Here is an 18,356-nt window from a genome sequence, read left to right as displayed (position 1 = left end):
CATATGTTCTGACTTCCTCTATTGATGAATTAATTATGAACCGGCTTTTGTCTCAATCCGGATTTATAATGCCCTTTTCTCCTGAAATTTTCCCAGTTTGCGCAGGGCTTTCACATACTTCTTCAGCTACGATGATATTCATGAGGTAATCGTCCATTGAAGCGATAACAGATCTGGTTTTTGTGCTACAGAATCGGGTAATAACATAATTACCTTCTGCAGTCGTTGACATCTCCGACAGATTATCTGCTGCAACCGATCCGGCAATACATTCTGACTGTGCATGGCAGGTCTTTATTATACCTTCAATCTTCATGACCCACAAACCTCTGCTATTCCTGAAACGAATTTATCCAGATGTTCACAGTCGAATGTTGCTCCAGCCCGACTCTGATGACCTCCACCATGACCACCAAATTCCAGAGCGATGTCATGGACTACCTCTCCTAGATTTATTCCCTTTTTTGGATTTGATCTGATGGAACAGGAACAACTGCCATCCTCTTTCTTCACTGCGACAATGACAGGGAATGAAAGAGGGATATTATAGAAGATTGTGTCAGCAAGATCACTGGCGAGATGTTGATTTGAACATAAAACAGGTGTGGTGGCATCTGATGACGGTATGGTAAGAAACTGGTTCATCTCATGAATCAAGGCCTTTCGATGTGATCGTGCTACATCAAAGGCTTTTTCAGTCAATTTAGATGAACGCAGACAAAGGGATACCGCTGTACTCCCTGCACCTGCTTTTCCACATGAATCAACAACAAATGCCATATCCTGTGCGTGTTCAACAACTTCACGCTCTAATACCCATACATCTCCCCATATAGAACTCAACGTTTCTGTCTGGCAGATTTCTGAAGCCTGAAGAACCAGGAGTGAACAGAGGAGATCTGTCTGGAGGGTATCTCCTGATGAAACCTGTTGGATCAGGTTTTTAGACTCTTCTTCTGATCCTGACAATCCGTTGAGAAAGGGTTTTGTTGCAAGCTCTATTTGTTCGGCTGGATTTCTGCCAGGAAGAGTAAAGCCTCTTTTTTTACTGATTATCCCGTTTCCAAGGGCTTCACGGTAAATTTCCTGGTTTTTTCCGGTAAGAGTCTGATTGTCCCCGATAATCCCAAGAAGGATGAGACCTGCAAGATCTCTGTTATCTCCCAGGGCATTTGCAACAAGATAGGCAGCACCTGCTGCACTTAAATCCTTATCACCATCGATTCCGTCAAGTCTTGGATTGACATGGTATGGCCCCTCAAAAAATGACAGATGATGATCAATGACCATAGTATCCTCAGGCAGTTCTGCAAGACCTGATCCAAGATCACATAATAAAAGAGGCTTTGTTTTCGGGAGGTCGTTTTCAGATAACCGATGGGTTATCCGGAGTCTGAATGGGATGCTGGCACGGTATAGTGCCATTGCCATGATCGATCCTGCTGCAATACCATCTGCATCATGGTGACAGAGCACTTCAACGTATCTCTGTCTTAATAACTCATTTGCAAGATCTTTTGCAGCAGTATCAATGGACATATCAATCGCAGGATTATCTGGACAGGAGAATTTCTGCTGTATCTGGCTTGTAAACCCAGCCTTTTGGAAGTTTTTTGCTTTTCACGTAATATTTTACAAGTCTGCGAACTTTTGACTCGGTCAGCATGAGCTGGCGTTTGTTATGAACATCACGTTTGTTCTCAGAGAGGTGTTTTCTCATACCGAGTGCTCTCTGAATCAAGTTGCGAAGATCCTCAGGAATTTCTGTTCCAAGGTCATTCTCACGGAGTATCTGTGTAATTTTCTTGCCTGTGGCAAGTTTTACGCTGGGGACTCCGTACTTGTCACGCATAACAAGCCCAATTTCAGCGGTTGAACTTCCTTGTCTTCGCAGGTCGACAATCTGCTTGATGATGCTTTCCTTGTCAGTATTGGACCATTCCGGTGCCTGTGTCCGGTAGGGTCTGACTGAACGTGAAATACCTCTTCTACGGGCATGCATTCGTGCCATTTCTATATCCTCCTGTAAACAGAGCAAAATCCTGAGAGAGAAAAGAGCCAGATAATATAACCTGCTAACTCTCTGCAATCCCAAAGCCCCGGATTGAGGGCAGTGATTGTAATCACGTCGGATTTGCGTCTGCCAGCACTATGAAAAGTGCGGTATATAGTAAATCTTTACAGATGATAAGGGTACTGTCAGGAACCCCATTGGTTGATGAGGTTTATGAGTGTTCGAAATCCTTCCAGTTCCAGGGAGAGAACTTCATCCCGAGTCATGCCCATAGACGTTTCCCCATCAGCTGTCAGCATGTCAGGACCGCGGATAATTGTCCGTTGGACTCCGTCAGCGGATAATATTCTTTCAGCTTCAGAGTTATGGACAAAGGATCTTCCTGGTATGATTATTGTTTCAGGTAATTCGTGAAGGTTGAGTTCCTTCAAATCATCAATAGTTATGAGATCTGCAATTTCTTTCTTCACTGGTGTTACGAGTTTTTTTCCCCCTCTGCTTTCAATTATTTGAGAGATATATGGGGCTGCGATGCTTCCAGTGATGATTGTTGCATGTTTGGCGACTTTTGGGAGTGTCTGCAGAAGCTTATTCTCTTTCAATAGAATAAATGGGGATTCAAGGTCGGGATCACATAAGGGTGTTCCGGAGATTCTCATGTGTGTTATCTTTTTAACACTCCTGACAAGCCTTGAGAACTCCTCTATTGAATGAACCGGTTGATCTGATATGATAGGAGCATTATTGAGGATAAGACCCTGCTCTGGAGCATTTGCAAACCTCATTAAAATCGTTCCTTTGACTCCTGCCTGTTCAAGCCAACGGATTGTATCATAGAGAGCATCTCCATCGTTTACGCCGGGAAGTATCACAAGCGCGGCGTATACATCGATCTCTTTGGCAAGCCGGAGAAGGACTTCCAATGAAGCATCAGGTGTAGGATCGTTCATAAATGAACGGCGGAGTTCCGGTTTATGGGAGAATACAGTAAATGAAATCTCCTGCAGTCCGTTCTCTATGAGAAAATCTGCGATATCAGGATTATCAAAACCTTTCCCACTGGTATAACCAATATGGAGAGGCGCTTCTAGTGTTCCTAAAAGCTCGATGAGATCAGAAAATTCCGGATAACAACTTGGATCTCCACCTCCGGAAATTGTGATCCTGGTAAGATCACCACTTAACACCTGAAGATCAGCCAAAACTTTTTCTGTGACATCCCGGAGAGGAATAAAACCCGAATATTTTTCCTGCACACTCCGTGTACAGTAATCACAGCCTTTTGTGAATGGAAGACAGTATTTGCATCCAAAGGCAGGAACTTCCTTTGCATGCTTAAAATAACAATATGAACAAAATCCACGGCAATCTACGCCAGGTCTGCCCCCGATATCCACAGTCAGCTGTACCATCCCAGATTGGTCTGTACCAAAAGTGGAAAAAGAAACCGATCAAACAGTATCTTTATGTGTTGAAAAATACTACATGTTTCCGCGCCTCAGTGGCTTAGCTGGCAGAGCGGTTGACTTGTAATCAACAGGTCCCGAGTTCAAATCTCGGCTGAGGCTTTTCATTCTTTTTATAGATCTGACTTTTTTAATTATCATAAAAAAAGGCTTTTTTTTATCTTGAAACGGTCAGTTTCCGAATATTATTTCTTCTCACATTTTTTTTAAAAACATATACCTATAAGTTTTCACAACTTTTTTCAATGTTAATAATTAATTTTCAGAGTGAGGCGGGCAGGTGATGAAGGAATATTGGAATCTTCCAGAGATACTTTTTCATGGCGCTGAAAGAATTGATTAAAAAAAGATATGAGTTTTAGGTCTTTACACAATATATTAAATACTTTCTCTGATCAAAGGATTAGGGGTAAAATAGGTCATATTTCTTAAAAAATAGGCATTATTAACGAATTCCTGTCTCAATTATAGTGTCTCTTTAATTTTCAATCCCAAAACAGATCACAAGAATATAAAATATACCAGACAACTAAGTAATGATACTTCGGAGTTACTCTCGGAGTATTCCATATCTGTATTCATCAGGATAGATAGCCTGATGCCTCAGGTATGGGTTGAATTCATTCGGAGGACATGTAATGAACGCACGATTTGCAGTTGTCATGATGGTGCTTGTTGCACTTGCAATCATGGCATTCCCCGCTACTGCAGCAATCAACAAGATCCCCGCCGGAGGAGAAGTTTTCCTTGGTGAGAAGGGGCTTGATGTCTCTGCAGCAACCGGAGGCGCCAGCCAGATTGCATGGTGGCAGCCAGGTACCAACACTGAGACTGAGCAGCCTGCAGATATCCAGCAGGTTACCAACGCACAGTCATTTTATGTTTCTCCTGATATCTTCGTCGGAAAGACCGGCAACTGGTATCAGTGGAACGGCAGCGTAAAAGGCCCGCTCGCATTTAACATCAAAGAACCATCACTCAACCTGAAGGTCTGGGATGGATCTGTTGATGAAGATGTAACTGGCAAGGCTATTCCTGTAGGCAACTACGGAAACTTTGTGGTTGAGACCAACATGCAGAGCATCATCACCCGTCCAGGGTTCCAGCCTGCAGATGCACCTTTCAAGATCAAAGTAAAGAGTGCAGATGGTGGTGTCTACACCAACCTCGTTGGCAACAACGGCAAGGAAATTTCGCTGACCCAGCTTGCTGTCAACCAGCAGCTCTGGTACTGGGTATCCCCAGACAACAAGCACACTGAGCCGGCACCGAACGATGGATGGAACACTGCAGCCGAGGATCAGTATGGTAACCGCATGTACAAGGCAGGTACCTACACGGTCTGGGCAGAGTGTAACGCCAACGGTATGAAGGACCAGTACACTGCACCTGACGGTTCAGATTACACCGGTAAGACTATCTCTGCAGTAAAGAGTGTTCAGATCGCCACCGACCAGGTGAAGATCGAAGCCAACAAGGACACAGTTGTCCGTGGCAACCCATTCTCTGTCACCATCACTGGTGTCCCGAACGCTGAGTACTACGTCTGGGCAAAGGGAACCGGCTCAATGACCGGCCAGCCTGATGACCAGCCACCGATGATTCTGTCCACCCAGGCTGATGTCAAGCAGGACGCAGCCGCAGGACCGTACGAAATCGGTAAGTACCAGTATGAGGGAGGAGCAGGGAAGAGCATCAAGCAGGATGTCCCCGATGATCCCGAATTCCACGGAACCAAGTTCTACGCACTTGTAAAACTCAATTCCAGTGGAACCAGAACCGTTGAGTGGAAGACCTCCAAAGACACCAAGGACAAGAAGTACACTATCCGTGTAGAACGCAAATCCGGAAGCCAGTACAAGTCTGATGAAGTCGATGTCAAGGTAGAGAAGGGCGATGTAACCATCGTCGCATCTGGTGACCAGAGCTACTACCTTGGTGAGGAAGTCAAGATCTCCGGTACTAACTCCGAGACTGACGTTACCTATCTGTTCATAACCGGTCCAAACCTCCCGAACGTAGGTGGTATGCTGAAATCCCCACGTAAGGAAGTCAACAACGACCAGCCGGCATCCTTTGACCAGGCTGACGTTCAGGATGACGATACCTACGAGTTCAAGTGGCAGACTGCCAACCTTGAGATGGATGCAGGTACCTACACCGTTTACGCAGTTAGCGCTCCGCGCGACAAGGATCACCTCAGTGACGCACAGTACGACACTGTCTCACTCGTGATCAAGAAACCGTACATCCAGGCAACCGCTTCCGCAAGTGTTGTTGCAAAGGGTGACAAGATGTACCTCCGTGGTACCGCAGAAGGCGACCCGTCCAAGGGTATTGCAATCTGGATCCTCGGAAAGAACAAGGTTCTCTACGCAACTGAGTCCGTGAACGATGACATGTCATTCGAGCACGAAATCAAGGGTGCAGAAACCGCATCTCTCTATGCAGGACAGTACTTCGTAGTTATCCAGCACCCAATGTACAACAATGAGTTCGATGTCTACCCAGACAACGCGCTTGAGCCACAGAAGATCCTTGGTGCATACCCAACCCGTGACTCTGAAGTTTTCAGAATCGGCGGTGCAGGAGCACTCCAGGGAACCGATGCAGCAGAAGCACTTGTCAAAGCAATCGACTCTGCAATGGTTGACGATATCTACACCAAGATGCAGTTCCTCGTAGAGGAGCCAAAGGTTACCATCAACCCAATCGGTGAGCAGGCTGTAGGTTCCAAGTTTGAGATCTCCGGTACTACCAACCTCATGTATGATGACAACGATCTCCTTGTTGAGGTAACTTCTTCCTCATTCAAGCCGACCGACAAGTCACAGAGTGGAGAGTTCAACGGTGCAACCGGAACTGTCAAGGTCCAGCAGGGCACTGACGGTCTGAACAAGTGGAGCTTTACCGTCGATGCAAGCACCTTCAAGCCGGATGAGTACATTGTCCGTGTCGCAGGTGTCACCACCGATGTAGTTGAGACCTCACTCTTCAACGTTGTTGAAGCTGGAGCAGCACCGGTCGCAGTAGCAGAACCGGTCGTTACAGAAGCACCCGTTGTAGAAGTCACAACTGAAGCAGCAGAAGCAAACGCAACTGCAGATGTTAACGCATCTGTAGAAGCACCTGTTGTTGAAGAACCAGTCAACAAGACTGCGTAAATAAATCAGGTTTAACATCTGATTTCCCTGGAATTCCAGGGTTTCTTTTTTATTTGATTATAATCTGATTCAGTTCCTTGTTTTGATCTTATCCCTTGTGCAGGAAGGTCATATAGGATTCAGACAAACATGTACGCATCATGGATTACCTGTTTGCTGAACGGATGAGCAAAACACCCCGTTCCTTTATACGTGAAATCCTGAAAGTCACTGAACATCCGGATATTATCTCTTTTGCCGGAGGACTTCCAAATCCATCAGTTTTTCCAGTAGAGGAGTTGGCACAGGTTTCAAAAGATGTTATCACAGATGAAGGTGCCGCCGCTCTTCAGTATGCAACCACTGAAGGTTATTACCCACTTCGTGAATGGGTTGCGAATCGTTACAATAGTCGGTATGGTCTGTCTGTAACCCCGGAAGAGATTCTTATTACTCATGGATCCCAACAATCCCTGGATCTTTGCGGGAAGGTTTTCATTGATAAAGGTACCCCGGTAGGAATAGAGGAACCCGGTTATCTTGGAGCTATACAGGCTTTTTCAATGTTCGAACCTCAATTTCATCCTATTAAACTCGAGTCTGATGGGCCTGTATTGAATGATATCCGAAGATGCATGGAAGTGGATTCCTGTAAGATTGTATATGGCGTACCAAATTCTCAAAATCCTTCCGGAATTACCTGGTCTGATAAAAAAAGGAAAGAAATTGCGAAAATCATCTCCGAACACGATCGGGTTTTTATTGAAGATGATGCATATGGAGAAATTCGTTTCAGGGACGAGTATTATCAACCGGTGAAAAAAAGTATTCCAGATCATGTAGTTATGAATGGTTCATTTTCCAAAATCATAACACCTGGAATGAGGATGGGATGGATATGTGCTCCAGAGAAAGTGATGACCCAATTGGTTACTGCAAAGCAGGCGACTGACCTACATTCAAGCATTCTTGCGCAGCGGATAATCTATCGGTACCTTTCAGAGTACCCGATTGATTCATATATTAAAAAAATTACTGACACATACCGGTCACAGTGTGATTGTATGGTCAAGGCAATCCGTCAGGAATTTCCTGATTCTATATCCTACACTGTGCCTGACGGGGGGATGTTTTTATGGATTACACTCCCTGAAGGCTACAATTCTCTTGACATCTTTAACAAAGCTCTCGAAGAAAAAGTTGCAGTACTCCCTGGTATTCCTTTCTACACTGATGGAGGAGGTATCAACACCCTGCGGCTTAATTTTACCAATTCTTCATGCGATCAGATAGAAGAAGGGGTCCGGAGGTTATCACGGGTATTATCATAAACCCCCACATTTTTTATGGAAGCGTAAATCTCCATCCACAATGATATGATCCGGAAGATGGATCAGGGGGGCATGAGATACATTCGGTTTGTATCCGGTTGTCAATTCTTTTTGCAAATGTGACATAATCAATAATCCCGATCTCCTTGCAAGGAAAAAGAGGAAGTTCTTTTCTGTCTCGTGCTGCCTGTGTCCGGCATGTTATGGTATAGTATTCTAATATTCCCTCACGCGGCTTTTGTATTTCATATGAATTCAGAAGGGAGAAAAGCCGGTTATGAAGAGCGATTTCCAGTGCCTCAAGTCCGCCATTTTCAGGCAGGTTCAGACGTTTCATAATTCGATCTGCTTCTATCCTTGAAAATTCCTTCCACACAGCAGCGTCACAAGCAATAGCAGTCTCAAGCCCATATCGTTCTTCAATAGCTAAAAACCATAGGCCGTCAATTGCAAGCCAGTTTTTTGCTGCATCTATCAACTCCTGCCCTTTGTCAACATTTTGATTCATACGATAAGCCTCCGTTCAAATAACCTGATTGCTAGAAATGAAAAGACAATTATTCCAACACCTATCCATAAAAGGTTAATAAGCCAGAGTGGATTAGCAGTTTCGGTTAAAAGACCCCGAATCAGGCTGACCACATGAGTAAGCGGAAGGAACAGGAGGGCAAAAATCTGGACCGCTTCTGGAAGCAGGTGTAATGGAAAGAATGTTCCTGAAAAAAGAAACATAGGAGCAATAAACAGGGTTGCCGGGTAGGATATTGTATCAATTGAGGGGGATATTGATGAAAAACACGCTGCGATACCAGAAAATAAAATCCCTGCTAGAAATGACAGGGGGAGAGCAAGGATAATACCAATCGGAGATGCAAGACCGAGAATGAGTAAAATTATGCTAATAGATAATGCAGAGATGAGCCCTCTTGTCGCTCCCCATAAAATTTCCCCAAGAATTACTTCTTTGAGTGTTACTGGTGTTGCAAGAATTGCATCAAATGTTTTTTGGTAGTACATCCGGACATAGGTTCCATACGCACATTCAAAGAAAGAGGCATTCATTACCGAAGCAGCAAGGATTGCCGGTGCTATAAACCTGACATATGGCATACCGTCAATGTCTGTAATATATGCTCCGATTCCAAATCCTATTGCGCCTAGATACAAAAGTGGCTCAATAAACGGAGGGACAAGGTTCACTCGAATATTTTTTCGAAACACGAGTGCATTTCGCATCCATACCCGGTATGCTCCGATAATGGTGATCCAAGGGGACTTCATGCAGTTTTTCATTCGCGGAGCCTCCGTCCGGTAAGAAGGAGGAAAACGTCTTCAAGGGTTCCTGGTCTGGTGATCACCCGTATTCCTTGAACTGAGTCTAATAATGCGTCAGAAATTCTTCTCGGATTTTGAGTTTTAATCTGAATTGTCTCGCCTCCTGTCTCATACGAGATACCGAGGCTGGTGAGGTATGAAACTACTTCCGGAATGTTATCTGTTTCAACAATGTCCATGCCAATGTACTGTTTTACTAGTTCTTCCGGAGATCCCTCTGTCAGAATTTTCCCTTGATCCATGATAACAAGGCGGTCACAGAGCCTTGCTGCTTCCTCGAGATAATGAGTAGTAAGAACAATGGTATGTCCATCAGCACGTAGTTTATAGAGAATTTCCCACATGTGATGTCTTGCCTGGGGATCAAGACCTATTGTTGGCTCATCAAGGATGAGAAGATCCGGCTGATTCATGAGAGCCCGGGCAAGCAGAAGCCTTCTTTTCATTCCACCTGATAATTTTTCAATGATGGTATCTTTTTTCGTCTCAAGTTCAAAAAACCTCAGAAGTTCCATTGCCCTGGTCTCTGCTTCTCCTGGTGGAATATCAAAAAATCGGGCATAGACAACAAGATTATCACATACACTCAAATCAGGATCAAGATTTGTCTCCTGTGGGACTACTCCGATCCGCCTCCGAATATTCCTGCCAGAAAGGTCCGGGTCCATCCCAAATATCTGTAAATTGCCTCCTGTACGAGGTGACACACACTGAACCATCTTCATCGTGGTAGTTTTTCCTGCCCCGTTAGGTCCAAGAAAACCAAAGAGTTCCCCTTCTGAAACTGAAAAGGAGATTGAATCAACTGCAGTGAGTTCTTTATAGCGCTTTATGAGACCATCAGCAAAAATTACAGTAGATGTCATGTGATGTAAATTGTTTTACAAGGTCATTACAAACCATCCAATCAGAAATCCCAGGATAGCTCCACCATTTAATGGAGGAAGACCAGCCTGTGGTTTTCCTGTTTTTACGGCAAAGAGAAGGACACATAGGCCGGCAAGAGATCCCAGAAGTGCACCGATTGCCGAGTTGCTTAAAATACCAATTCCTCCTCCAGGAACAAAAACTGCTGCAGAAGTAACCAGAATGGACGGCATGATAAGATCACCAAGCCCCATAAGATATGCAGCCCGCTCATGTTTTGACTGTGGATCTGAAGAATTATCCGGATCGATCGATCCCCCTACCCCGTCTCTGATAAAGGAATACCCCTCCTTTTTTGGAACAACCACCATAATGGGCATCCTGCCTTCAATCACTCCATTTGCAAGGGTGAGCATGTGTTTTGTCTTATACACTGATATCGCATCATACAAAGCAAGTAAAATCAGTAAAAGAATGACAGGCACTGGCTCTAAAGATATACCAAACATGGATGCAATTCCTGCTGCGAGAAGTACACCTAAAATATCGACGACATACCATTCTGGAAACTTCCATAAAAGGAGAGTTGCAAGAGCTGCTCCTATTATCCCAAATATGAGGGCATAATCCAGGTTGGTAATGAGCCCAAGGAGTCCAGAGAAGACGTAGATATATGCGATGAAGAGCGATAACCGAATTACCCAGTCAATAATCCGCTTAAATTTGTATTTGATTAGAATAAGGAGAAACGCTGTGAACACAAGTAACATTCCGATAAACCATATCGGATTAGATAATGACTGGGGGTCTTCAAAAACAGCATATCCTGATGCAGTCATCGGAACAGCGAGGAGCACAGATCCAACTCCAACTGCAAGGAGCATTACCGGCATAGCTAACAGGGCAAAAAATTCCCGGATTAGTTCCTTAGAAATCATGGTAACCAGTACTTACATCATGGGAGAATCACCTATCTGAATATATGGATGATCGGATCCTTCTGGCTGGTATAATCCCGCTCCTGATGGTTGCGAGCGGGTGTATACTTATCGGATATTCATATTCGTTTCCATTAGAGGCAATTCTTGGACTACTTCTTCTGACTCTTCCCTTGATCTTTCTGATGTGGTATATTCTTATTAGAATTGAACATCTGACGTCAGGAGTAAAATTTCAAGGCAGATTATTACAACGGGCTATTGATGACCAGTCCGCTGATTCAAAAAGAAGATATGATGATACCATGCGAAAGATGCTGGATCTAAACACTGAACTTTCCAGAAGGATATACCGATAGGATACTATGGGTGTAGCTCTCAGGGACATTCTTGCTGATTACAAAATTCCAGTGACTGCAGAAGAACTTACAGGGGTGGCTGCGGTTGATGCGTTTAACGCGCTCTATCAATTCCTCTCAATTATCAGACAACCAGATGGAACCCCGTTGATGGATGATGAAGGCCGGGTTACTTCACATCTCTCCGGTATTTTTTTCCGGACAGCAAATCTCCTCCAACAAGGCATTCGTCCTGTTTTTGTTTTTGATGGTGCCCCACCTGAAATGAAAACCAGTACCATCCAGGAGAGAAGAAACATCCGGGAGGAGTCCAAGGAAAAATGGGAAAAAGCAAAACGCGAAGGAGATCTCTCTGGTGCCTTCAGATATGCCATGTCTTCCTCTGCTCTTGACAGTCATGTTATCTCCTCTGCCCGAACACTCATCGGACTGATGGGGCTGCCGGTTGTTGAAGCACCTTCAGAAGGTGAAGCCCAAGCGGCATACATGGCTCTGAAAGGCGATGTTGATTACGTGGTTTCCCAGGATTATGATACATTGCTCTTTGGAACACCGGTTCTCATCAGAAATCTGACAATTTCTGGTAAGCGTCGTATTCATGGAAGGCAGGTTACGATTCAACCAGAGCGGGTAAATCTTGTAGAGGTGCTCCAAAATCTTGATATCACCAGGGAACAGTTGATAGATATTGCAATTCTCACCGGAACTGACTTTAATCCGGGTATTCGTGGAATAGGGGCGAAAACCGGACTTAAAAAGGTAAAGTCCGGAGACTTTGATGCAATTATTCGAGACAAGCTTCCTGATTTTGATCCTGATCCGATCAGAGATTTCTTTAAGAATCCCCCGGTCACTGATTCATATAATACCCAGTCATCGCTGGTTGATAGAGATGGGCTATTATCATTTCTCTGTGAGGAGTATGGTTTTTCTCCTGATCGGGTAATCCCCGTCCTTGATAAAATTGCGAAAAAGGAAAAGCAAAAAACTCTTGAGAGCTGGTTTTAATCCTATTTTTCGGGCCTTATTTTTATACTATCATTACCAAACGGTACGTAATTACCTATAACGGATGGGAGTTTCTGGTAATATGCAGTATATTTCATCTTTTCAATATGTCATTTCTCTCTTTTTGGTAGTGCTAATGCTTGGGATATTCATACCCTCCCTTACAGGAGCGGATGAACTGGAAGAAAATATCACAAATAATACCAGCAATGTGTCTGCTGAATGGGTAGTTGATTTCACTGCATCCCCATTTGAAGGGTACCCTCCTCTTTGTGTGAAATTTTCTGTATCTGGTCCGAATGGTGAATATGTCTGGGATTTTGGTGACGGGACAACATCCAATGTTATGAATCCAGTTCATTGTTATAAACAGAAAGGATCATACTGGGTAAAACTCAGGTATTACTATGGCACTATTACTGGAGAAGTATCAAAACCAGATTGTGTGAAAGTCAATGATCCTGATCTATATGTTGATTATTCAGCTGATCCAACGAGTGGTCCTGCTCCACTTACCACAAAGTTCACCGTTTTTGGGAATCCAACAAATATAATCTGGCATTTCGGGGATGGAAGTGAAGACACCACTGAATTAAATCCAAGACACCAGTTTCAGGAACCTGGCAATTATAGTCCGTCACTCACCTACTGTCTGGCAGGGTCATGTGAAAAAATCTCAAAATTTCATTATATCGAGGTAGGTCCGGGCAGTGCGGTTGATTTTCTTGCTGAACGACAAAATGGGACAGCGCCGGTCTGTACACGATTTGTTGTCCAGGGAGATGTTGAAACCTGTAAGTGGGATTTTGGAGATGGCGCGATTTCATATGACAAAAGTCCTGTTCATTGTTACCCGGACCCCGGTCTCTATACAGTCTCTTTAACTTACACAATAGATGGTGCTCCGTATACCATAACAAAAAAAGGGTACCTTCGATATGTCTCACAACTTGCACCTGATTTCACAATGTCACCAGTTGAGGGAATCGCGCCACTTTGTGTCAGATATTCTATAGAAAATCCAACTCAGTCCTGGGAATTTCATTTTGGAGACAACAGCACAGCAACAGGTGCACAGGCTACTCATTGTTATGGCACAAGTGGCACATTTTTTCCATATTTGACATATTGTTCAAATAACCTCTGTGATAAAGTTGAAAGTAAGGAACCTGTCATCGTTCATCAGCCACGAATCATTTTATCACAGGGCAACACTCCGAATGAGTATAAATTTAGTACAGACGCCACGGAAGGACTGAAATATATCTGGAATTTTGGTGATGGGACGGGAGCAGAAGGAGCAGTTGCAACCCACCGGTTTGAGATTGCAGGTACTTATAAAATATCATTGGTTGTGAATGGTATCTGTGGTTGTAATGCAATAAATACGAAGGAACTGAAGATAAAACCAAAAGAGAAATTAGATTTTACTGCTACGCCGGTCTCTGGATGTGCTCCGCACTGTGTCCAGTTTAATGAGATATCCCCAGAGATCCCTCTCTCGAGGCTGTGGGTTTTTGGCGATGGAGATACCAGTGCGGATAAGAATCCATTCCATTGTTTCCAGTTTCCAGGCCCATATACCGTACGTCTTACTGATACTTTCCCAAATGAAACACAAGAAGAGGTTAAGCAGGATTTCATAACTGTTCATGCAGTCCCAAAACCTTCTTTTACAATGTTTCCTCCTCAAGGAGACGCTCCCCTTACGGTCAAATTTTCTGATACCACAATCGATTATACCGAAAAAAGGTACTGGAATTTTGGAGATGGTTCATCAGGCACCGGAAAATCAGTCGAACACCGCTTTGATGAACCAGGAGAGTATAATGTTACCCTCACTGTCTGGGGAGCAGGTGACTGCTTTGGGACAAAATCACAGACTGTTCACGTTCTTAAAAAAGAGGATTCTCTCTATGATTTCTCCGGTCTTCCAAGACGAGGTCTGGCTCCAATCTGTACCTCTTATAAAGTGACCGGTCTTATTCAGCAGTCAGAACTTGAATTTGGTGACGGACAGAAGACAACTGAACGAAATCCATTCCATTGTTATGATACACCTGGCATATATTCTCCTGTACTACATGCCTGTGACTCACTATCAGGGTGCGAAGAGATAAAAAAACCTGCATATGTTGTTGCAGTACCGCCTTTATATTTGAATCTCAGCCTTATGCGGGGATGGAACCTGGTGTCAGTTCCGGTATCTCTTGAACCAGGTTCAGACACCATGGAGATACTTTCCAGTGTGGATACTGCAGGCCATTCAATATTTTCCTGGAATAGTTCATCAGGCTCATGGAAACGAGTATCTTCTTCAGATCAGATATCTCCGTTGTCTGCTTTCTTTATTTATTCTCCGGACACTCATCAGATTCCTATCATGATGTCCAGTGAAGGTCCTCAGTATAATCTGACTCAGATCCTTACAACCGGATGGAACCTGGTCAGTTTTGCTGATATAATGATGGTATCCGCCGATGAAGCATTTCGTTCAGTAGAAGAATTCTGGAGTTATATTATCGGATTTGATTCTGAAAAACAGAGATATTCTGCACCGGTTACAAATGGAATAGATAGTGCAGTGATATCATTGGATCCGCGACAGGGGTACTGGATTTATATGAATGAGACTGCACAGATGGTTGGGAAACAATTATAATTGTTTCCACACGTGCATAAACCGCTGGGCTGCAGTAATATGCCCGAATATTCCGAATATGAGTAAAACCCAGGCAAAGAGAGAGAGCCCGATTATAAGGATGGATGAAATGAGCGAAGCTACCCCTGCACCGATGAGCAGGATGAGCCGATCAGCACGACCCAGAAAACCTCCATAAAATCTTCCTATTCCAACTGCCTGTGCCTGTGTCCCAAGATATGATGCCATCAGAACGCCGGTCAGACCAAAAACGCCTATTTGCCAGGGACAGAGAGGGCCTGCAAATATTCCACATATCATGAATATGTCGGCGTACCTGTCAACAGTATGATCAAGAAAGTCTCCCCTCAGACTTTGAAGATTCATGGCTCGAGCAATGGAGCCGTCAAGTGCATCAAATATTGCGTTCAGGAGAATACAAACCGTTCCAATCCAGATTTCATAAAAATAAAATCCAATTCCTGCTCCTGCTGCAGCAACTAAAGAAAGAATTGTGCAACTGTCCGGGGTGATACCCAGCCTGACACAGGCAGCAACAACCGGATCAATGATTGGTTTAACGTGGTCCCGATATGAATCAAGCGTCATATCATATCTCCGCATTCATACAGCCAGTCAACAGTGCTAAGGGTGGGCACAGCTGTTCCTTTGATGACTTCATTAACATAATCGGCACACTCAGAGATACTGTGCTTTGTTGTATCAATCTCGTAGATATTCTCTTCCCCATGAATCTCAACTGCTTCTACCAGAATCACATCCAATAGTTCTGCTTCCATATTCTCCTGAATTTTTTCTTCTGTATATCCTCGTGCGGAAAGTCTGTCCTTTAAGATATCGGGTCTGCATCTCAGGATAACTATCCGGTCAGCTGGAAGAAGATGAGTCAGATGGCCCTCAACAACTCCTTCAATTGGTATGAACTCTGAAACCCAGCGTTCATCATCAATAATATCAGTATCTCGTTCCGGGTCAGTGCCCAGACGATATGGTCCGACGGTATCTGACGCATAGGTGACCGGAATCCCTCTCTTTAAAAGTTCCTGTGCAATTGATGTCTTTCCTGATCCGGGTGTTCCGGTAAGAGCGATCATCATATTTTTCTAAATACCTCAAGGAATCGGATATTTTCCCATTCTTCTCCGACACATACCCTGATATAATGATCTGCAAGTCCAGGAAAACTCCGGCATGATCTGACCAGAACACCATTCTGCGCAAAGAAATTTGTAGCCTGGTCCCCAGTGAGCGGAGCAACATCAATCATCACAAAATTTGCTCCACTCGTGAAAACAGGTTTTCTTTTCTCATGAGTAAATGCATCCCGCCACTTTTTCACATAGGAAATGGTCCGTTCAATGTATTCATGGTCCTGAAGTGCACCCACAGCTGCAGCTGCTGATATGGTATTCAGAGTAAAGGGTGTTGCAGCCTTCTCATACATTAGTTTGAACCAGTCAGGTACAAATGCATAACCAACCCTGCACCCGGCAAGCCCGAAGACCTTGGACATGGTTCTTCCGATGATCAGGTTCTTGTACCGGTTCATGAGCTGACGGTAATCTTCTGATGAAAATTCCACATATGCATTATCCAGAAATAATATCCCCTGAATGTTCTGAAGGATCTCCTCGATGTCTGAAAGAGGTGTTACTGTTCCAGACGGATTGTTTGGGGTACAGAGGAAAGAAATTTTTGCATTTCTGGCAGATGAGATGAACGAAGGGATGTCTATTGAAAAATCAGCATTCCTCAAAACGTTACTGATTACTCCTCCCTGGGCAGCTGCTGCTAGACCATAAAATGAAAAGGTTGGAGTTGAGATAGTAACTTGATCACCAGGATTAATAAGAACCCGAATACAGGTCTCAATCACACCATCCATTCCCACACCAGTCACAAATGAGTAATCCCCATGATACTCCTGTAATGCACTGATAAGGGCTGTATAGGTGGTATCAGGGTACCGGTGCATGGACACTAGTGCTTTCTGGGCCTCTTGTAATGCTTGAGGAGAAGGCCCAAAGGGATTTTCATTACTTGCTAGCCTGGCTACTTCGGTAAATCCAAATTCCTCTGCTATCGCCTCAGGCCTTTTTGCAAATACATAGGAGGTGCCCTGCCGGTAGAGTTCACGGACCAGATCAACAGATCGATTTGATGGCTGCATCAATGACTCCGCATCCCCTGTCAATCTCCTCATTACTGATTACGAGAGGTGGCACAAGCCGGAGATTACCATGAGCGGCACAGTTCACGAGGACCCCCTTATCCCTGCATTCCTGCTGGACCTTCGGACACGAATCTCCAATAGTTACACCAGCCATAAGACCAATTATACGGGTTTCATGTGCAGAAAGGGCCTTTTTCATGTGCTCACTTTTTTGCATGACTGAAGGAAGCACCTCTTCAATCACATCAAGGGTTGCGAGTGCGGCAGCACAGGCTATTGGGCCACCGGCGAAGGTGCTTCCGTGTTCTGACTTAGAAAATTCAAGTCCGTCACGGGCAACAATTGCTCCCATCGGAAATCCACTTGCGATTCCTTTTGCAAGGGTGACGATGTCAGGCATGATCCGTTCATGTTGGTATGCGAACCATTTTCCTGTCCGTCCGACTCCGGTCTGAACTTCGTCAAGAATAAGGAGGACGTCTTTTTCATCACAGATCTCCCGAACTTCCCGAAGATATCCCTCAGGAGGTATGATTACTCCTGCTTCTCCCTGAACCGGTTCAACGATAACTCCGGCAGTATCCTTGGTGATAGTTGTACGGATGACCTCTGCATCCCCATATGGTACAAAGGTACAGCGAGGGTTTAAGGGAAGGAATGGCTCTCTAATGGCTGGTTTATGTGTACAGGCCAGAGATGCCATGGTACGTCCATGGAATCCGTCCTCACAGGCGATAAATTCCGTTTTACCAGTCCGAACCCGTGCTAGTTTAATTGCTGCTTCATTTGCCTCTGCTCCGGAGTTTGAAAAGAATGCTTTCGAAAGTCCGGAGTATTCGACCAGCCGCTTTGCAAGGGATCCCTGGTGGGGAACATAGTATAGATTTGAACAGTGGATGAGTTCGGCAGCTTGATCCTGAATAGCTTTTACAACTTTCGGATGACAATGTCCGGTACTGCAGACAGCAATTCCAGCAACGAAATCCAGGTAACTTTTTCCATCTGCATCAGTTACTGTTGAGCCTGATCCCTTGACCAGCATCATATCCCGACTGAATGC

17 protein-coding genes and 1 tRNA gene are annotated in these 18,356 nt (G+C 44.4%); 6 read left to right on the top strand and 12 right to left on the bottom strand.

The genetic code is table 11. The annotated features are described in order from the left end of the window. Positions 1 to 52: 52 nt before the first annotated feature. The 4 genes from KSK55_RS09840 to mmp10 form a co-directional block, all read right to left on the bottom strand. Complete coding sequence (locus tag KSK55_RS09840) at positions 53 to 316, bottom strand: KEOPS complex subunit Pcc1 (protein ID WP_218606782.1); 264 nt, start codon at positions 314 to 316, stop codon at positions 53 to 55. Continuing rightward, on the bottom strand, positions 313 to 1,539 hold the full coding sequence (locus KSK55_RS09835; protein WP_218606781.1) for a single-stranded-DNA-specific exonuclease RecJ: 1,227 nt from the start codon (positions 1,537 to 1,539) through the stop codon (positions 313 to 315). Before KSK55_RS09835 ends, KSK55_RS09840 begins: the two co-directional genes overlap by 4 nt. A gap of 13 nt (positions 1,540 to 1,552) precedes the next feature. Continuing rightward, positions 1,553 to 2,011, bottom strand: coding sequence for a 30S ribosomal protein S15 (locus tag KSK55_RS09830; RefSeq protein ID WP_214419806.1), 459 nt, complete (start codon positions 2,009 to 2,011; stop codon positions 1,553 to 1,555). Between the two features lie 188 nt (positions 2,012 to 2,199). Next, a complete protein-coding gene (gene mmp10 / locus KSK55_RS09825; RefSeq protein ID WP_218606780.1) occupies positions 2,200 to 3,426 on the bottom strand; it encodes a methyl coenzyme M reductase-arginine methyltransferase Mmp10 in 1,227 nt (408 codons plus the stop codon). 83 nt (positions 3,427 to 3,509) lie between these two features. On the opposite strand from mmp10, the gene KSK55_RS09820 reads away from it, so the two are divergent. The 3 genes from KSK55_RS09820 (at position 3,510) to KSK55_RS09810 (ending at position 7,954) form a co-directional block, all read left to right on the top strand. Continuing rightward, positions 3,510 to 3,582: transfer RNA gene (locus tag KSK55_RS09820), tRNA-Thr, on the top strand. Between the two features lie 536 nt (positions 3,583 to 4,118). Then, entirely contained in the window at positions 4,119 to 6,644 is a 2,526-nt protein-coding gene (locus KSK55_RS09815; RefSeq protein WP_218606779.1) for an MEMAR_RS02690 family S-layer glycoprotein, read from the top strand. A gap of 140 nt (positions 6,645 to 6,784) precedes the next feature. Further along, positions 6,785 to 7,954, top strand: a complete 1,170-nt coding sequence (locus KSK55_RS09810; RefSeq protein ID WP_218606778.1) for an aminotransferase-like domain-containing protein — start codon at positions 6,785 to 6,787, stop codon at positions 7,952 to 7,954. Between the two features lie 13 nt (positions 7,955 to 7,967). On the opposite strand, the gene KSK55_RS09805 is transcribed toward KSK55_RS09810, so the two are convergent. Genes KSK55_RS09805 through KSK55_RS09790 form a run of 4 tightly spaced genes read right to left on the bottom strand, consistent with a single transcriptional unit; the run spans position 7,968 to position 11,094 of the window. Further along, complete coding sequence (locus KSK55_RS09805; protein ID WP_218606777.1) at positions 7,968 to 8,462, bottom strand: DUF6125 family protein; 495 nt, start codon at positions 8,460 to 8,462, stop codon at positions 7,968 to 7,970. Further along, the gene (locus KSK55_RS09800; RefSeq protein WP_256663976.1) at positions 8,459 to 9,247 is read right to left on the bottom strand and encodes an ABC transporter permease; all 789 of its coding nucleotides are present in this window, start codon (positions 9,245 to 9,247) and stop codon (positions 8,459 to 8,461) included. Before KSK55_RS09800 ends, KSK55_RS09805 begins: the two co-directional genes overlap by 4 nt. Then, positions 9,244 to 10,155: an ABC transporter ATP-binding protein gene (locus KSK55_RS09795; protein ID WP_218606776.1), complete on the bottom strand. Its 912-nt coding sequence runs from the start codon at positions 10,153 to 10,155 to the stop codon at positions 9,244 to 9,246. Before KSK55_RS09795 ends, KSK55_RS09800 begins: the two co-directional genes overlap by 4 nt. A gap of 15 nt (positions 10,156 to 10,170) precedes the next feature. Further along, on the bottom strand, positions 10,171 to 11,094 hold the full coding sequence (locus KSK55_RS09790) for a presenilin family intramembrane aspartyl protease PSH (protein WP_218606775.1): 924 nt from the start codon (positions 11,092 to 11,094) through the stop codon (positions 10,171 to 10,173). Positions 11,095 to 11,138: 44 nt separating this feature from the next. Here KSK55_RS09790 and KSK55_RS09785 point away from each other — a divergent pair, with 44 nt between their 5' ends. From KSK55_RS09785 to KSK55_RS09775, 3 genes are all read left to right on the top strand, one after another. Then, positions 11,139 to 11,453 (top strand): hypothetical protein, encoded by a 315-nt coding sequence (locus tag KSK55_RS09785; protein ID WP_218606774.1) that lies wholly within the window; start codon positions 11,139 to 11,141, stop codon positions 11,451 to 11,453. 6 nt (positions 11,454 to 11,459) lie between these two features. Further along, positions 11,460 to 12,461, top strand: a complete 1,002-nt coding sequence (gene fen, locus KSK55_RS09780; RefSeq protein ID WP_218606773.1) for a flap endonuclease-1 — start codon at positions 11,460 to 11,462, stop codon at positions 12,459 to 12,461. 82 nt (positions 12,462 to 12,543) lie between these two features. Beyond that, positions 12,544 to 15,123, top strand: coding sequence for a PKD domain-containing protein (locus KSK55_RS09775; protein ID WP_218606772.1), 2,580 nt, complete (start codon positions 12,544 to 12,546; stop codon positions 15,121 to 15,123). On the opposite strand, the gene KSK55_RS09770 is transcribed toward KSK55_RS09775, so the two are convergent. The 4 genes from KSK55_RS09770 to KSK55_RS09755 are packed head-to-tail and all read right to left on the bottom strand — an operon-like array spanning position 15,118 to position 18,338. Beyond that, complete coding sequence (locus KSK55_RS09770) at positions 15,118 to 15,711, bottom strand: CDP-alcohol phosphatidyltransferase family protein (protein WP_214419848.1); 594 nt, start codon at positions 15,709 to 15,711, stop codon at positions 15,118 to 15,120. The genes KSK55_RS09775 and KSK55_RS09770 overlap by 6 nt on opposite strands. Next, positions 15,708 to 16,220, bottom strand: coding sequence for an adenylate kinase family protein (locus KSK55_RS09765; RefSeq protein ID WP_218606771.1), 513 nt, complete (start codon positions 16,218 to 16,220; stop codon positions 15,708 to 15,710). The genes KSK55_RS09770 and KSK55_RS09765 overlap by 4 nt, the downstream gene beginning before the upstream one ends. Further along, positions 16,217 to 17,293: a pyridoxal phosphate-dependent aminotransferase gene (locus KSK55_RS09760; protein WP_218606770.1), complete on the bottom strand. Its 1,077-nt coding sequence runs from the start codon at positions 17,291 to 17,293 to the stop codon at positions 16,217 to 16,219. Before KSK55_RS09760 ends, KSK55_RS09765 begins: the two co-directional genes overlap by 4 nt. Continuing rightward, entirely contained in the window at positions 17,268 to 18,338 is a 1,071-nt protein-coding gene (locus KSK55_RS09755) for an aspartate aminotransferase family protein (RefSeq protein WP_256664300.1), read from the bottom strand. Before KSK55_RS09755 ends, KSK55_RS09760 begins: the two co-directional genes overlap by 26 nt. Between the last annotated feature and the right edge of the window lie 18 nt (positions 18,339 to 18,356).

This window comes from Methanospirillum hungatei (genome assembly GCF_019263745.1).
In the GTDB taxonomy this organism is placed as follows: Archaea; Halobacteriota; Methanomicrobia; order Methanomicrobiales; family Methanospirillaceae; genus Methanospirillum; species Methanospirillum purgamenti.
Note: the sequence above shows the minus strand (reverse complement) of the source record. Positions and strands in the feature narration are given on the sequence as shown.

Coding starts and splice junctions, on each gene's coding strand:
- KSK55_RS09835 (WP_218606781.1), bottom strand. CDS start 1,539: ATGTCCATTGATACTGCTGCAAAAGATCTTGCAAATGAGTTATTAAGA.
- KSK55_RS09795 (WP_218606776.1), bottom strand. CDS start 10,155: ATGACATCTACTGTAATTTTTGCTGATGGTCTCATAAAGCGCTATAAA.
- KSK55_RS09755 (WP_256664300.1), bottom strand. CDS start 18,338: ATGCTGGTCAAGGGATCAGGCTCAACAGTAACTGATGCAGATGGAAAA.
- KSK55_RS09830 (WP_214419806.1), bottom strand. CDS start 2,011: ATGGCACGAATGCATGCCCGTAGAAGAGGTATTTCACGTTCAGTCAGA.
- KSK55_RS09815 (WP_218606779.1), top strand. CDS start 4,119: ATGAACGCACGATTTGCAGTTGTCATGATGGTGCTTGTTGCACTTGCA.
- KSK55_RS09770 (WP_214419848.1), bottom strand. CDS start 15,711: ATGACGCTTGATTCATATCGGGACCACGTTAAACCAATCATTGATCCG.
- KSK55_RS09765 (WP_218606771.1), bottom strand. CDS start 16,220: ATGATGATCGCTCTTACCGGAACACCCGGATCAGGAAAGACATCAATT.
- KSK55_RS09805 (WP_218606777.1), bottom strand. CDS start 8,462: ATGAATCAAAATGTTGACAAAGGGCAGGAGTTGATAGATGCAGCAAAA.
- KSK55_RS09810 (WP_218606778.1), top strand. CDS start 6,785: ATGGATTACCTGTTTGCTGAACGGATGAGCAAAACACCCCGTTCCTTT.
- KSK55_RS09775 (WP_218606772.1), top strand. CDS start 12,544: ATGCAGTATATTTCATCTTTTCAATATGTCATTTCTCTCTTTTTGGTA.
- mmp10 (WP_218606780.1), bottom strand. CDS start 3,426: ATGGTACAGCTGACTGTGGATATCGGGGGCAGACCTGGCGTAGATTGC.
- KSK55_RS09785 (WP_218606774.1), top strand. CDS start 11,139: ATGGATGATCGGATCCTTCTGGCTGGTATAATCCCGCTCCTGATGGTT.
- fen (WP_218606773.1), top strand. CDS start 11,460: ATGGGTGTAGCTCTCAGGGACATTCTTGCTGATTACAAAATTCCAGTG.
- KSK55_RS09840 (WP_218606782.1), bottom strand. CDS start 316: ATGAAGATTGAAGGTATAATAAAGACCTGCCATGCACAGTCAGAATGT.
- KSK55_RS09800 (WP_256663976.1), bottom strand. CDS start 9,247: ATGAAAAACTGCATGAAGTCCCCTTGGATCACCATTATCGGAGCATAC.
- KSK55_RS09790 (WP_218606775.1), bottom strand. CDS start 11,094: ATGATTTCTAAGGAACTAATCCGGGAATTTTTTGCCCTGTTAGCTATG.
- KSK55_RS09760 (WP_218606770.1), bottom strand. CDS start 17,293: ATGCAGCCATCAAATCGATCTGTTGATCTGGTCCGTGAACTCTACCGG.